The organism is Haloferax sp. Atlit-4N (assembly GCF_003383025.1).
GTDB classification, from domain to species: domain Archaea; phylum Halobacteriota; class Halobacteria; order Halobacteriales; family Haloferacaceae; genus Haloferax; species Haloferax gibbonsii.
Map to the genome: position 1 here is coordinate 1,332,907 of NZ_PSYY01000001.1, position 13,875 is coordinate 1,346,781.

General features: G+C 68.3%; 17 protein-coding genes. 8 read left to right on the forward strand and 9 right to left on the reverse strand.

The window, feature by feature from the left end; all coding sequences use genetic code 11:
- Nucleotides 1-300 precede the first annotated feature (300 nt).
- Nucleotides 301-1,476 (forward strand): Xaa-Pro peptidase family protein, encoded by a 1,176-nt coding sequence (locus C5C07_RS06975; RefSeq protein WP_115804946.1) that lies wholly within the window; start codon nt 301-303, stop codon nt 1,474-1,476.
- A gap of 61 nt (nt 1,477-1,537) precedes the next feature.
- Here C5C07_RS06975 and C5C07_RS06980 read toward each other — a convergent pair whose 3' ends face one another.
- Together C5C07_RS06980 and C5C07_RS06985 are read right to left on the reverse strand one after the other, a co-directional pair.
- Nucleotides 1,538-2,059 carry a hypothetical protein gene (locus tag C5C07_RS06980; RefSeq protein ID WP_004977233.1) on the reverse strand — a complete coding sequence of 174 codons (522 nt, stop codon included), beginning with the start codon at nt 2,057-2,059 and terminating at the stop codon, nt 1,538-1,540.
- 168 nt (nt 2,060-2,227) lie between these two features.
- Complete coding sequence (locus tag C5C07_RS06985) at nt 2,228-3,073, reverse strand: NAD(P)-dependent oxidoreductase (protein ID WP_115804785.1); 846 nt, start codon at nt 3,071-3,073, stop codon at nt 2,228-2,230.
- 145 nt (nt 3,074-3,218) lie between these two features.
- On the opposite strand from C5C07_RS06985, the gene C5C07_RS06990 reads away from it, so the two are divergent.
- The 4 genes from C5C07_RS06990 (at nt 3,219) to C5C07_RS07005 (ending at nt 6,945) form a co-directional block, all read left to right on the forward strand.
- The gene (locus C5C07_RS06990; RefSeq protein ID WP_004977231.1) at nt 3,219-4,031 is read left to right on the forward strand and encodes a prephenate dehydrogenase/arogenate dehydrogenase family protein; all 813 of its coding nucleotides are present in this window, start codon (nt 3,219-3,221) and stop codon (nt 4,029-4,031) included.
- 88 nt (nt 4,032-4,119) lie between these two features.
- Nucleotides 4,120-5,523, forward strand: coding sequence for a small ribosomal subunit Rsm22 family protein (locus C5C07_RS06995; RefSeq protein ID WP_004977229.1), 1,404 nt, complete (start codon nt 4,120-4,122; stop codon nt 5,521-5,523).
- An 81-nt stretch (nt 5,524-5,604) separates the two neighbouring features.
- The gene (surE, locus tag C5C07_RS07000) at nt 5,605-6,396 is read left to right on the forward strand and encodes a 5'/3'-nucleotidase SurE (protein ID WP_050458986.1); all 792 of its coding nucleotides are present in this window, start codon (nt 5,605-5,607) and stop codon (nt 6,394-6,396) included.
- 324 nt (nt 6,397-6,720) lie between these two features.
- Complete coding sequence (locus tag C5C07_RS07005; protein ID WP_050458987.1) at nt 6,721-6,945, forward strand: hypothetical protein; 225 nt, start codon at nt 6,721-6,723, stop codon at nt 6,943-6,945.
- A gap of 4 nt (nt 6,946-6,949) precedes the next feature.
- On the opposite strand, the gene C5C07_RS21640 is transcribed toward C5C07_RS07005, so the two are convergent.
- On the reverse strand, nt 6,950-7,198 hold the full coding sequence (locus C5C07_RS21640; RefSeq protein ID WP_199522723.1) for a hypothetical protein: 249 nt from the start codon (nt 7,196-7,198) through the stop codon (nt 6,950-6,952).
- A gap of 84 nt (nt 7,199-7,282) precedes the next feature.
- On the opposite strand from C5C07_RS21640, the gene C5C07_RS07015 reads away from it, so the two are divergent.
- Entirely contained in the window at nt 7,283-8,089 is an 807-nt protein-coding gene (locus tag C5C07_RS07015; RefSeq protein WP_115804786.1) for an aminoglycoside N(3)-acetyltransferase, read from the forward strand.
- An 84-nt stretch (nt 8,090-8,173) separates the two neighbouring features.
- On the opposite strand, the gene C5C07_RS07020 is transcribed toward C5C07_RS07015, so the two are convergent.
- The 4 genes from C5C07_RS07020 to C5C07_RS07035 form a co-directional block, all read right to left on the reverse strand.
- Nucleotides 8,174-8,599, reverse strand: coding sequence for an OsmC family protein (locus C5C07_RS07020; protein ID WP_004977224.1), 426 nt, complete (start codon nt 8,597-8,599; stop codon nt 8,174-8,176).
- Between the two features lie 112 nt (nt 8,600-8,711).
- On the reverse strand, nt 8,712-9,353 hold the full coding sequence (locus C5C07_RS07025; protein ID WP_169330638.1) for a LysE family transporter: 642 nt from the start codon (nt 9,351-9,353) through the stop codon (nt 8,712-8,714).
- Between the two features lie 130 nt (nt 9,354-9,483).
- Nucleotides 9,484-9,951, reverse strand: a complete 468-nt coding sequence (locus C5C07_RS07030) for a GNAT family N-acetyltransferase (protein ID WP_004977221.1) — start codon at nt 9,949-9,951, stop codon at nt 9,484-9,486.
- A 65-nt stretch (nt 9,952-10,016) separates the two neighbouring features.
- On the reverse strand, nt 10,017-10,796 hold the full coding sequence (locus C5C07_RS07035; RefSeq protein WP_115804787.1) for a hypothetical protein: 780 nt from the start codon (nt 10,794-10,796) through the stop codon (nt 10,017-10,019).
- Nucleotides 10,797-10,902: 106 nt separating this feature from the next.
- Here C5C07_RS07035 and C5C07_RS07040 point away from each other — a divergent pair, with 106 nt between their 5' ends.
- Nucleotides 10,903-11,289, forward strand: coding sequence for a CopG family ribbon-helix-helix protein (locus C5C07_RS07040; protein WP_004977218.1), 387 nt, complete (start codon nt 10,903-10,905; stop codon nt 11,287-11,289).
- A gap of 159 nt (nt 11,290-11,448) precedes the next feature.
- A complete protein-coding gene (locus tag C5C07_RS07045; RefSeq protein ID WP_115804788.1) occupies nt 11,449-12,450 on the forward strand; it encodes an arsenic resistance protein in 1,002 nt (333 codons plus the stop codon).
- 132 nt (nt 12,451-12,582) lie between these two features.
- Here the strand turns inward: C5C07_RS07045 and C5C07_RS07050 are convergent, their stop codons facing one another.
- Both C5C07_RS07050 and C5C07_RS07055 read right to left on the reverse strand, forming a co-directional pair.
- Entirely contained in the window at nt 12,583-12,891 is a 309-nt protein-coding gene (locus tag C5C07_RS07050; RefSeq protein WP_004977216.1) for a chorismate mutase, read from the reverse strand.
- Complete coding sequence (locus tag C5C07_RS07055; protein WP_050458992.1) at nt 12,888-13,757, reverse strand: shikimate kinase; 870 nt, start codon at nt 13,755-13,757, stop codon at nt 12,888-12,890. The genes C5C07_RS07050 and C5C07_RS07055 overlap by 4 nt, the downstream gene beginning before the upstream one ends.
- Nucleotides 13,758-13,875 lie beyond the last annotated feature (118 nt).

Genomic DNA, 13,875 nt, shown 5'->3' on the forward strand with positions numbered 1-13,875 from the left:
ACGCGAGGGGTCGGCAGGGTCCGGTATCAGGGTACCGGACGCGGCGACGTTCTCCCGGACGCCGACGGGGCCGCGGTCGCTCGGTTTCTTGTTTGCCAACAAACATATATCGCGGGCGAGCGTACTGTGTTCGGGATGAGCGCCGCGGGCCGCGGCGCTCCGCCGCACCGCGCGCGCGACGAGTTCCGGCGGCCGATTCGCGGCGCGTCTCCTGCCCGAAGAGGCGTGTCGCGGAGTCGATACCGGAACCCGCCGACCGCGACGCGAGAGCTTTACTACCGGCCGGGCGAACCCCGGAGTATGGAACCCGATTTCTCACCGCTGGCCGAGTTCCTCGGCGACGAGTTCGACGGCTATCTCATCTCGGCCGACGGGAGCGACTCCAACCAGCTGTACCTCTCTGGGTTCGACGCGCCGGACCCGTACGTGACGCTCTACACGCCCGAGGGCATCCACCTCCTCGTCTCGACGCTGGAGTTCGGCCGCGCGAAGAAAGAGAGCCGCGCCGACACCGTCTCGCGGCTCTCCGACTACGACTACCGCGACAAGCACGCCGAACACGGGGCAGTCGTCGGGAAGGCGAAGACCGTCGCGGCGTTCCTCGCCGACTACGGGGTCGGGTCGCTCGCGGTCCCCGCGGACTTCCCGCTCGGCACCGCCGACGCCTTGCGCGAGGAGGGCGTCACAGTCGAGGCCGAGACCGACGACGTGCTCACGAACATCCGCGCGGTGAAGACCGACGAGGAAGTCGAGCACGTCCACGCCGCACAGGACGCCAACGAGGCCGCGATGCGCGCCGCCGAGGACCTCATCCGCGCCGCCGACGTGGCCGCCGACGGTACGCTCACCTACGAGGGCGACCCGCTGACGAGCGAGCGCGTCAGGGAGGAAATCGAGGTCACGCTCCTGCGACACGGCTGCGCCCTCGACGAGACCATCGTCGCCTGCGGGGCCGACGCCGCCGACCCGCACGACCGCGGGAGCGGCCCGCTGCGCGCCGACGAGGCCGTCATCATCGACATCTTCCCGCGCGACAAGGAGACGAAGTACAACGGCGACATGACCCGGACGTTCGTGAAAGGCGAGCCGTCGCCCGAGATACGCGAGTGGTTCGACCTCACCGAGGAGGCGTTCGAGGCCGCCCTCGACGCCGTCGAGCCGGGGGCGACCGGAGCCGACGTCCACGACGCCGTCTGCGACGTGTACGAGGCGGCCGGCGAGAACACGCTCCGCGCCGACCCCTCGGCCGAAACCGGCTTCATCCACAGCACGGGCCACGGCGTCGGCCTCGACGTGCACGAACTCCCGTCGCTGAGCCCGAGCGGCGAGGAGCTTCGCCCCGGTCACGTCATCACCATCGAGCCGGGGCTGTACGACCCCGAAATCGGCGGCGTCAGAATCGAAGACCTCGTCGTCGTCACCGAAGACGGCTACGAGAACCTGACGGAGTACCCGGTCGAACTCGTCGTCGAGTAGCCGGCGCGAGAGCGCGGAATCGGAACGAGCGCCGAATCCGAATCGGCGTCGGCGGAGAAAATCAGCTGTCGAGGGCGTTGTCGCCGGTCGAGCCGCAAGCGGCGGGCGCGTCGGTCCAGCCGGAGTTGGCCTCGCGCCACTGTTTTAGCAGGTCTTCCAGCGCATCGCCCGTCTCGGGCGTGAGCACGCCCGCTGCCTGCCGGACGACGGTCCCGTCCTCGATGAGGAGCGCGTAGATGTTGCCCTCGCCGAGCAGCCCGAGACGGCGCTGGAGCGCGGTCTTGTCCACCCGCGCGATGAGCGCGTTGTCGTGGGTGCGGCTCCGAGCGGCACCCGGCGACATTCCGCCGCCGGACATCGGTGGCATCATCCCGCTCCGTCCGCCGAGGACGAGCAGTTCGTAGTACTCGAAGTGTCCGTACGTCTCGCACAACTCCGTTGCGAACCCGCGCCACGACCCGACCAGCGACTGCTGGCGGCGGTCGAAACTGATGAGCACGAGCGTCTGTTCACCCTCTAAGTCGTCCGGCAGGACGACTTTCTGGCCGCTCGTGTCTCGTGTCGGGAGGCGAGGGAACTCCATGGGCTAGGCGATTCTCCACCAGTAAATAAGTCTAATTGCCGATTCGACAAACCGTCGCGTCGAGAGGACTGTCTCTCTAGCTGCGACGACGTCTGAACCCATTGCGAGTGGTTTCGAGTTCATTCGATATAAACGCCCGCTCCCGAGTCTCAGCGCCGATAACCGGGGTCAGCGTTCGTATTCGGGGTCGAACAGTTGGGCCGACATCGGTCCCGGCTCGCTTCCCTCGACGACGGCGTACGAAGAGAGGTCGTCGACGCCCGCCTCGGACAGCAGTTCCTCGTCGTAGAACGCGTTGCCGGTGCAGTCGGTCGGGTCGCGCGAGAACAGCTCGGCGACGGCGTCGCACATTATCTGCGGGGTGCGCCAGTCCTCGGGCGCTCCCATCCCGAAGTGCCGGGTCGCCTCGGACTCGATGGCGGCGACCGGCCACAGCGCGTTCACGCCGATGTCGTCGGCGTCGAGTTCGCCCGCGAGCGACTGCGCGATGAACGTCATGCCGTACTTCGAGAGCGCGTAGGCGACCTTGCCCGGGGCGGGGCGGGCGGGCATCGGCGGCGAGAAAGTGACGACGTGGGCGTGGTCGCTCTCGCGGAGGTGCGGGAGCGCGGCGTGCGTCGTCGCGTACGCCCCGCGGGCGTTCACGTCCATGAGGAGGTCGAACCGCTTCGGCGGCGTGTCCTCGAAGCCCGCGATGTGAATCGCGCCCGCGTTGTTGACGACGAAGTCGATGCCGCCGAAGGCGTCGACCGTCTCGTCGATCGCGGTCTGCACGGAGGCGTCGTCGCGCACGTCGAGTTGACACCAGATGGAGTCGCCGCCGCGCTCGCGTATCTCCTCCGTCGTCTCGACGATGGTCCCGGGGAGGTTCTCGCGCCCGTCGACGGTCTTGCCCGTCGAGACGACGTTCGCGCCCCGGTCGGCCAGGTCGAGCGCGATGGCCTTCCCGATGCCGCGACTGGTTCCCGTGATGAAGGCCGTCCGACCCTCGAAATCCACATCATCGAATGCCATAGTTTCCTATCGGTCATCGACCACTTGATGGTTCGTACACCGGGCGTCGGTTGAACGTGGTTTGCGGGCCGGGTGCAGGTGGGCGTCTCGCCACACCCGCCGCCACCGATTCCCTTTTGGCCGCTGCACCTCCACACCCGTACCGATGGACGTGCTCATCGTCGGCGCGGGCGCAATGGGACGCTGGTTCGGCCGCACCGTCGACGCCGACCTCGCGTTCGCCGACGCGGACCCCGAGAGCGCGGTCGCCGCAGCGGACGCGCTGGGCGGCCGGGCGGTCCCGCTGGACGGCGACGAGCGGTTCGACGTGGTCTGTCTCGCGGTTCCGATGCGACTCGCGGCCGACGCCGTCGCCGACAACGCCCACCGCGCGGACGCCGCGATGTGCGACGTGACCGGCGCGATGAAACCGCCGGTGGCGGCGATGCGCGACCACCTCCCCGACCGCGAGCGACTCAGCCTCCACCCGCTTTTCGCGCCGCACAACGCCCCCGGCAACGTCGCCGCCGTCGCCGACGAATCGGGGCCGAAGACGGACGCCCTGCTCGCCGACATCGACGCGGCCGGCAACCGCGTCTTCGAGACGACGCCCGAGGAACACGACGCGGCGATGGAGACGGTGCAGGCGGCCGCCCACGCCGCCGTTCTCGCGTTCGGCCTCGCCGCCGACGACGTGCGCGAGGAGTTCGCCACGCCGATTTCGGCCGCGCTCGACGAACTCGTCGCCTCGGTGTCCGGCGGCACTCCGCGCGTGTACGCGGACATCCAATCTTCGTTCGGCGGCGGGGCCGACCGCGTCGCCGACGCGGCCCGCGCGCTCGCAGCGGCCGACGACGAGGCGTTCGCCGACCTCTACCGGCGCGTCTCCCGCGGCGACACCGGAGTCGGCGCGGGTGCCGACCGCGTCGCCGACGACCGCACCCGCGACCAGACCGACAAGCACGACCCTATCGAGTGACGAGTGAAGGGAGACACCGACGCCGACGCCCCGTCGCGGGCCCGATTCCCGCCGCGCGGGCGACGGCGACTCGCTCCACAGCCCACCGATGATAGACAGAGACGCCGTCCGCGACAACGCGAAGTACCTCAGAAACGTCCGCCCCATCGACCCCGACGAGATAGCCGACTACATCGAGGGCGCGCCGCACCCCGCCGTGGTGAAACAGACGCTCCGCGAGGAGGCCCACGACCTCGGCCTCTTCGAGCGCGACGACGGCACGTTCGTCCCCGCGAACGACGACCCCGCGCCGTTTCAGAACTGGTCGCCCGCGGCCTTCCCCGACGACTACTCCTTCGCCCTCGAAGACCTGCTCATCGGGCGCTACGGCGCGAACTGGCACGTCGACGACTCCGGCGACCGCCTCCGGGAGCGCGTCCGCCAACTCAAGGAGGACTACTACCGGGGCAACCCCGTCGAGTACGACGAGGACGCCGCGCTCGGCTACGGGATATACCACCTCCCGGACTACTACGCCGCCGTCGGCTACGTCCTCTCGGACCTCGCCGAACGGAGCCTGCTCCCCCGTAATCCCCGCGTGCTCGACGTGGGTGCCGGAACCGGCGGCCCCGCGCTCGGTCTGCACGACTACCTCCCCGACGACGCCGTCGTCGACTACCACGCGGTCGAACCGAGCGCCTCCGCCGACGTGCTCGACCGGATGCTCGGCGAGACGCGCCGGAATTTCCGGACGACCGTCCACCGCGAGACCGCCGAGGCGTTCGACCCCGACGGCGAGTACGATATCGTCCTCTTCGCCAGCGTCCTGAGCGAGCTCGACGACCCGGTCGCGGTCGTCGAGAAGTACCTCGACGCCCTCGCCGACGACGGCGCAATCGTCGCCATCGCGCCGGCGGACAGAAACACGAGCATCGGCCTCCGCGAGGTCGAACGCGAGGTCGCGCCCGCCGACGGCGACGTGACCGTGTACTCGCCGACGCTCCGCCTCTGGGACGGCTACGCGCCCTCGGACCGGGGCTGGTCGTTCGACGTGAAGCCGGACCTCGACGTGCCGGGGTTCCAGCGCCGCCTCGACGAGGGTCGCGACGGCGACGAGGACGAGGGAACCTTCGTCAACGTGGACGTGCAGTACTCCTACAGCGTCCTCCGGACCGACGGCGAGCGCCGCCTCGACGTTCGCGGGAACCCCGCGCGGTTCGCCAAGATGGCCGAGATGGAGCGCCACGTCACGAACCGCATCGACCTCCTCGCGGTCAAACTGAGCCACGACCTCTCGGAGGGCAACAACCAGGTGTTCAAAATCGGCGACGGCAGCGAGGCGGTCGACCACTACGCCGTCCGCACGCGCGAGACCGTGCTGAACGCCGACGTGGCCGACGCCGACTACGGCGACGTGCTCGTCTTCGAGAACGTCCTCGCGCTCTGGAACGACGACGAGGAGGCGTACAACCTCGTCGTCGACGACGAGACGCTCGTCGACCGCGTCGCCTGAGCGGGGCGCGTCGGCCGCCGCCGTTCCTCGGACGTTGCGTCCGACGGGTGGCTTTTTGCGCGCTCCGTCCCCAGTCGGACCATGAGCGAACCCAGCATCCTCCTCACCAACGACGACGGCATCGAGAGCGTCGGCTTCCGCGCGCTCTACGACGCCCTCTCGGAGTTCGCCGACGTGACGGCGGTCGCGCCCGCGACGGACCAAAGCGCGGTCGGCCGGAAGATGTCCACCGACGCGGTCGTCACCGAGCACGAACTCGGCTACGCGCTGGAGGGGACGCCCGCCGACTGCACGGTCGCCGGCTTAGAGGCGCTGTGTCCCGACGTGGACATGGTCGTCTCCGGCATCAACAAGGGAGCCAACATCGGCGCGTACGTCCTCGGCCGGTCGGGGACCGTCAGCGCCGCCGTCGAGGCCGCGTTCTTCGACGTGCCCGCCATCGCCCTCTCGCTGTACGTCCCCGCCGGCGGCGACCTGCCGTGGCACGAGAAGGCGACCGACCCGCGGGACTTCCGCGAGGCGACCCACGCCGCGTCGTACCTCGTCAAACACGCCGAGCCGGCCGGCGTCTTCGAGCAGTGCGACTACCTCAACGTCAACGCGCCCATGCGCGACCCCAGCGGCGACCCGGCGGACATGCAGGTGACCGTCCCCTCGGAGCTGTACGACATGACCGCGGAGTTCGAAAACGGGACCGTGAAGCTCCACGACCGCGTCTGGGAGCGGATGCGAACCGGCGACATCCCGGACCCCGACGGCACCGACCGCCGGGCCGTCGTCGAGGGCCGCGTGTCGGTCTCGCCGCTGACCGCGCCGCACACGACCCACCGCCACGAGGCGCTGGACGCGCTCGCCGAGACGTATCTGGAGTGAGCGCCCGAGGGCAACAAAACGTATATCGGCGGGGCCTGAAACCACGACAAGACCGATAACCCTGTTTCTCCAAGCCGCCGCCGAGTCGGGGAGCGTCACCGGCTTTCTCGCCACTATCGCGGTGCTGTTTAGCATCCCGCTCGTCATCCTCCTCCTCGGGCGACTGTTCGAGCAGTTCTTCTGAGGTCCGCGACTGCGGAACACCTGCCGACCGGACGGGACGGTTCATGTGGCGGTTCACGAGACGATTCACGTCACTGCACCTCCCACGCGACTCGACTTTCCACCGTCGCCTTTTCAACCCATTAGTGTGGGGTAGTTAACATGAACCGCAACGAACTCAACGAGTATCTGAAACAGCGGCCGCTCTTGGGAGGTCTCTGGGTCGTCGCGGTGCTCGGTGCGGGTACGCTGCTGTGGCTGAAACTGCTCCGACCGGCGCAGTCGGTCGTCGACATCGTTTCGAACACCGGCTACCAGTTCGTCTTTCTCGTGATGGGCGGACTCTGTTACGTGGCCTTCGTCGGCTTCTCTCGGGCGGTGAACTGATTTCTCACTCCGCCGCCCGGCGACTGTCCACCAGCAGTTTGTACGCGAGGCCGACGACGCCGGCGAACACCGCGAGCGCCCCGGCGAGCGAGGCGAGGATTCCGAGAGCGAACATCAGTCCGAACCCGTAGCCCGCGAGGGCGACGCTCCCGACGGTCAAAAACACCCAGCCGCCGAGGATGACTGCAAAGAGCGTGATGGCGTCGTCTTCGGTCGCGTAGCGGAGAGCGTCGCGGGCGGAGACGCGTGACATACCGAACGCGTCGCCGAGGTCGGAGTTGGACCTTTCGGTCGACCGACACCAAAGATTGAATCCCGGGCCGGCCGACGGACGCGTATGTCCGAAGCAGATGCGGTCGAGCGCGTGGACGAGCCGGGAACCGTCGAGTCGCTCGCCGCGGACCTCCGCGCGCTCGGCGTCGCGGCCGGCGACACCCTCCTCGTGCACTCGTCGCTCAGTTCGATCGGCTGGGTCGCCGGTGGCCCGCAGGCGGTCGTGGACGCCCTCCAGACGGTGCTGACCGACGACGGGACGCTGGTCATGCCGACCCACACGGGCCAGTACACCGACCCGTCGGTGTGGGAGAACCCCCCGGTCCCCGACGGCTGGGTCGACGTCATCGGCGAGTCGATGCCGCCGTTCCGCCCCGACGTGACGCCCACCCGCGGGATGGGCGCGGTGCCCGAGTGCTTCCGCAACTACCCCGGCGTCGTCCGCAGCGAGCACCCGACGGTCTCCTTCGCGGCGTGGGGCGCGGCCGCCGAGGAAATCGCCGGCGGCCACGAACTCGACGACGGCCTCGGCGACGGGTCGCCGCTGGCGCGGGTGTACGACCGCGGCGGCGACGTGCTCCTGCTCGGCGTCGGCCACGGGAACGACACCTCGCTCCACCTCGCCGAACACCGCGCGGACTTCGAGAAGACGCGGACGACGGAGCGCGCGCCGCTGCTCCGAGACGGCGAGCGCGTCGTCGTCGAGTACGAGGACATCGAGGTCGAGACCGACGACTTCGAGGAAGTCGGCGAGGCGTTCGAGACGGCCGTCGGCGCGACCGAGGGCTCGGTCGCGGCCGCGACGGCGACGCTCCTCGACCAGCCCGCGCTGGTCGACTTCGCCGAAGACTGGTTCGAGTCGAACCGCTGAAGTGGAGTGCTGCGGCCGACTCGGTCGGCTCGCGACGACGGACGCGATGCTGGATTCGACGCGCCCGCTCGCCCGCTCGCCCGCTCAGGCGAGCGTCGCGGTCAGCGTGATTTCCGGTCCGGCGAGCGCCTTCGACACCGGACAGCTCTCCTTCGCGCGCTGGGCGAGTTCGGCGAACGTCTCCTCGTCGATGTCGGGCACGTCGGCGTCGAGCGTCAGGTCGATTCGAGAGATTTCGAAGCCGCCGCCGTCGGCCGGGTCGAGGTGCACGTCGGCCGATGTGTGGAGGCTCGTCGGCGCGTAGCCCTCGCCTTCGAGGAACGCGGTCAACTGCATCGAGAAACAGCCGGAGTGGGCCGCGCCGATGAGTTCCTCGGGGTTCGACCCGAGTTCGTCCTCGAACCGCGTCGGGAACGTGAACGTTCCCTCGACGGTCCCGCTCTCCGTCGAGAACTCGCCGCTGCCGTCTTTGCCACCGGTCCAGGTCGTCTCCGCTTTGTGCGTGGGCATCTCACGCACGCCTACGGTCGCCAGCGATATGGAGGTGACGACGAGGAGCGGTTCGAAGAAGGTCGGCGGGACTCGGCGGGGCTCGGCCGGAGCCGGGAGTCGGGGCGGGGCGCTACAGGCCGCTCCAGAGCGCGGCGACCCCGAACCCGACGATGACGACGCCCGCGAGTTGGTTCACCCGCCGGAGGACCGCCGGGGTGACTCGCTCCCGGACGCGGTCGACGGCGGCGCTCAGGACGAGCCACCAGAGCGCCGACCCGGCGAAGACGCCCGCGACGAGGACCGCCGCCGCCAGGTAGTCGCCCGAGACGCCGACGCCCAAGCCGGCGAAGATACCCACGAAGGCGAGTATCGTCACCGGGTTCGTCAGCGTCAGGAGGAACGTCGACCCGAAGTCGGCGACGAGCGTCCGGGGGTTCGAGTCGGGCGGTGCGACGGCCGACTGCTCGGTCGTCGGTGCCGACTCGACGGACGCCGGGTCGCCTCGAATCGACTGCAAGCCGATGTACAGGAGGATTACCCCGCCAGCGAGGGCGATTCCGTTACGGTGTCCGAGCAGGACCGACGAGAGCGCGGCGAGGCCGAACCCCGCGATGGCCCCGTAGACCGCGTCCGCGGACGCCGCTCCGAGTCCGCTGACGAAGCCCGAGAGACGGCCCTTAGAAAGCGTTCGCTGGATGCACAGGACGCCGATTGGACCGACCGGTGCGGCTATCGAGACGCCGAGAACGAGTCCGCGGACGAAGATTCCGATTGTGGTCGTTAATAGACATCACCTCGTGGCCGCTTCGATGCGTCGCCGGGTGATAGCTCTATCGCCGGGGGTCGAACGCGGACCGGTCCGGGGCGAATCGGATGCCGGCCCACCGGCCGAGACCTGCCAATCAATCGAGTTTCTGCGCGAACTCCACCTGCTTTTCCTCGAAGCCGGCGTCCTCGTAGAACGACCGCGCGCCGCGGTTGTCCCACTCGCAGGAGACCTTGAGGTGGTCACAGCCCGACTCGCGGGCCCGCCGTCTCACCTCGTCGACGACCGCCGAACCGTACCCTCGCCCCCGGTGGCCGTCTTCGACGTACAGGTTCACCAGCCGCGTGTATTTCGAGTACTCCCGCGAGGGGTGCTCGCCGAGCCGCGTCGTCGCGAACCCGACGACCTCGCCGTCGACCTCGACGAGGTACTCGGTCACGCCGTCGCTGTCGAGGTGCGCCCGGAACGGGTCTTCCGGCACGTCGGTCGAGGATTCGTAGACGAGCCCGTTGAGGTCGGCGTACCGCTCCATCTCCGTCGCGAGGTCGTACCACAGCTCGACGAGTCGGGGAACGTCGTCCGCCGTCGCTTCTCTCAGTCGCATCGGTCTGTCGTCCGTGGGGATGCCCGCCGACGCAATCAACGTTGGTGCCGGCCGACGGAGGCCGATTAGAACACCCCTGTGATGAAGCCGAGACCCATCAGGACCAACACGGCCGCGGAGAACGCCGGGAGATACGGCGTGTACTTCTCCACCTCGTCTTCGTACTGCTGGTAGCCGGCGATCAGCAGCATCGTCAGCCCGACGATGCCGACGATGACGGTGACGGCGTAGGCGCTCATCAGTTCGAGGCAGTAGTTCGACCCGGCGCAGAGCGCGATAATCTCGAACTCCTCCTCGTGGGCGAACCCGAGGACGAACGCGAACCACGCGATGCCGAGGAGGCCGCGGTCCGCGGCTTCGTCGAGGTCGCCGTGTGAGTGAGAGTGGGAGTGCCCGCAGTCGTGCGAATGGCCCTCCTCGTGCGAGTGACTGCTCTCGTGTGAGTGGTCGTGGTCGTGAGTGTGCCCCTCTCCGTCGTCGTGCCCGTGAGTCCCGTGAGCGTGTCCGTGAGTGTACTCGCGGATGCCGAGCGCGATGAGTAAGACGCCGGCCACGAGGCTGACCTGTCCGCCGATTTGGACGCCGCCGAGTATCGTGATCGGCTCGTTGACCTGCGTGAGGTCGAAGTACTCCTTCGCGTAGAAGAACACGCCCACCATCGCGATACTGCTGACGAGGTGGCCGACTCCGAGGATGAAACTCGCCGCGAACCCGTACACCCACTTGTTCGCTTGGTCGAGCGCGTACGAGGCCGCGACGGGCCAGCCGTGACCCGGTTCGACGCCGTGGATGGCTCCGAGAGCCACCGCGCCGACGACGAGCCCGAGCAGTTCGTTCGAGGCCATGTACTACCGTATTCGTGGAAAACGAGGGGTATAGGGGTTTTTAATACCGAATCGGGGGTGTCGTCATAACGGGAACTCTTGTAGCTGCGCACGTCAGTTCGAGCCGATGCGGACGAGTTTCAACATCCCCGACGAACTGGTCGAGGAGTTCGACCGGGCGTGGCGCGACGAGGGCATCGAAAACCGGTCGCGAGCGGTTCGAGAGGCCATGCAGGAGTTCATCGAGTCCCACGCCCGACTCGAAGACGTGTCCGGCGAGGTCGTCGCGCTCGTCGGCTTCGACTACCGCCACCACGACGTGATTCGCGAGCTGCACGGGGCGCAACACGAGTTTCAGGACGTCATCCTCAACACGAGCCACACCCACCAAGGCGAGTGGTGTCTCGAATCGCTGTTCTGCCGCGGCCCCGCGGAGCGCGTCCGAGAGCTAACGTACCGACTCCGGGACTTCGACGCGGTCCGGCGGGTGAAGGTGATGGTCATCCGCGAGTGACGCGGCGTCAACGGCCGCGTCGCGCCGAGCTACCGATGCTGCCGCTGTTCGGCCCGTCAAGCCCTCACTTGGCGTGACAGATTCCGTCTACTTCGCCGCATCCTGTCTGACACGGGGGAGCGACGGTGGTTTACCGGCGACTAACGAAGCAGCCGGTAGATGAACTCGAAGCGGTGGCTCCAACGGCATCAAGTTGCCGTCTATGCAGCCTTCGTTCTCTCGGCCGTCGGAGTCGGCGTCTATCTTCCGAACTCGGCCCCGCTCTCCGAGTCGCTCATCGACCCGGTGCTGGCCGCCCTGCTCTACGTCACGTTCCTCGAAATTCCGTTCGTTCGGCTCCGTCGCGCGTTTCGGAACGGGCGGTTTGTCGCGGCGGCACTGGGTATGAACTTCTTGGTCGTCCCCGTCGTCGTCTGGGGACTCACTCGGTTCCTCCCCCAGCGACCGGTCATCCTCGTGGGTGCGTTCATGGTGCTTCTGACGCCGTGTATCGACTACGTGATTACCTTCACCGAACTCGCAGACGGCGACGCCGAGCAGATCACAGCGACGACCCCGGCCCTGATGCTCGTCCAACTGTTGTTGCTCCCGCTGTACCTGTGGCTGTTCATGGGTTCGACGGTCGCAGCGGTCATCGAACCGGGGCCGTTCGTCGAGGCGTTCCTGGTACTCATCGCGCTCCCGTTGACGCTCGCGTGGCTTACCGAAGCGTGGGCGGAACGGTCGTCGAGGGGCGACGCGTGGCAGGAGGCGATGGGGTGGGTACCGGTTCCGATGATGGGCGCGACGTTGTTCGTCGTCATCGCGTCGCAGCTCCCCCGGGTGCAGAGTTCGATCGAGGAGATTGCAGTCGTCATTCCGGTGTACGTCGCCTTCCTCGTCGTCATGCCGATACTCGGACGACTCGCGGCGGGAGTCTTGCAGATGGATGCCGGGGAGGGCAGGGCGCTCGTGTTCACGTCGGTCACCCGTAACTCGCTGGTCGTCCTGCCGCTTGCACTTGCGCTTCCGGCGGGTTACCGACTGGCACCTGCGGTCGTCGTGACCCAGACGCTCGTCGAACTGGTCGGGATGGTCACGCTCACGCGAGTCGTCCCGGCGTGGCTCGTCCCGGACTCGCCGAAGCGACTCTCACTTCCCGAACTGGTGACTCGCGAGTGAGGTCTATGGAAACCGCATCCTCGTGACTATGGGAACCGTGTCCTCGCGAAGACCGAGGAACAACAGAACAACGGCCCAAAGAAGAGTCGACTAACAGAACTCCGATGTGCGGTCTTGGAACCCCGAAATCGGCTACCGATTCTGCCGCTGTTCGGCCTTGTTCATCTCGATGAGCAGCCGGAAAATCGCCTTCACGAGGTTCGAGTCGACCTCGAAGTGGGCCGCGTTCTGCCCGGCGCGCTCCATCACGCGCTCTTCTTGGGACTCGTCGGTCGTCGGCAGGTCCTTCTCGGCTTTGACCTGCGCGACGGTGTCGGCGACGTAGGTCCGGCGGGCGATGAGTTCGACGATGCCGCGGTCGATATCCTCTATCTCCTCGCGGAGTTCGTCGAGCGACATGTCCTGGAACGGTTCGGCTGCGGTGTCGGTGTCGTCTGTCATTGGATTCGTGCTCCGTCGGTTCGGGTGGTCGTCAGTCGGGTCTCTCCGTCGCGGGCGTCCCACAGTTCCTTGACGCGTTCGAGGTCGGCGCGGTCGCCGACGGCGACGACGCTCGGGCCGGTCCCGGACAGCGAGACGCCGTCGGCGATGGGCATCGCCTCGACGGCGGGGTCGGTCGGGAAGTCGAGGGCGGCCGAGAAGGCGAGGCCGTTGACGGTCATCGCCTCGGCGTAGCGCCCTTCGAGTGCGAGGTCGGAAACGAGGTCGGCCATCGGGGCGACGTTCTCGCAGCGGCTCACGTCCGCGTCGGCGCTGTAGGCGCGCTCGGGGGGCGTCCACACGAGCACGTCCCAGTCGACCTCGTCGCGGGCGATGAGTTCGTCGTCGGTGTTGTCGGTGACGACGACGCCGCCGACCATGGAGGCCGAGGCGTCGTCGAACGCGCCGGTCGCCGTGACGCCGACCTCGCGGGCGGCGCGGACGCCCATGCGGCAGGCGTCGAGCCGGGAGATGTCGGCGTCCGGGCCGGGACCGACCGAGCGACCGAGGGCGGAGAGCGTCGCCAGCACCGTCGCGTTGGCCGCGGCGCTGGAACTCTTGAGGCCGGCGGCCATCGGCAGGTCGCTTTCGGTCTCGACGGTGCCGCCCTCGCCGTCGCCGAACGCCTCGACCACAAGCTCGACGCAGCGCTCGATGAGCCGCGTGTCGGCGTCGGGGGCCTCCGCGATGCTGCCGCGGACCGCGCCGGAGTCGTCCAGTTCGACCGACGCGGTGGTCTCCGCGTCGATGGCGAACGCGGAGCCGGTCGCCGTCGCGAGGGCGTTCAAGACGGTGCCCGCCCCGAGGGCGGTGGCTCGGCCGTGCATACTTGCCGGAGGTCGGCACATCGTGTTATGTGTGGCGGTCCGTGCCGTTTTCGCCCGTAGGTTCGGGGACCGACGCGGCGGCGACGCGTTCGATTCCGACGCCAGCGGGTCGACCCGA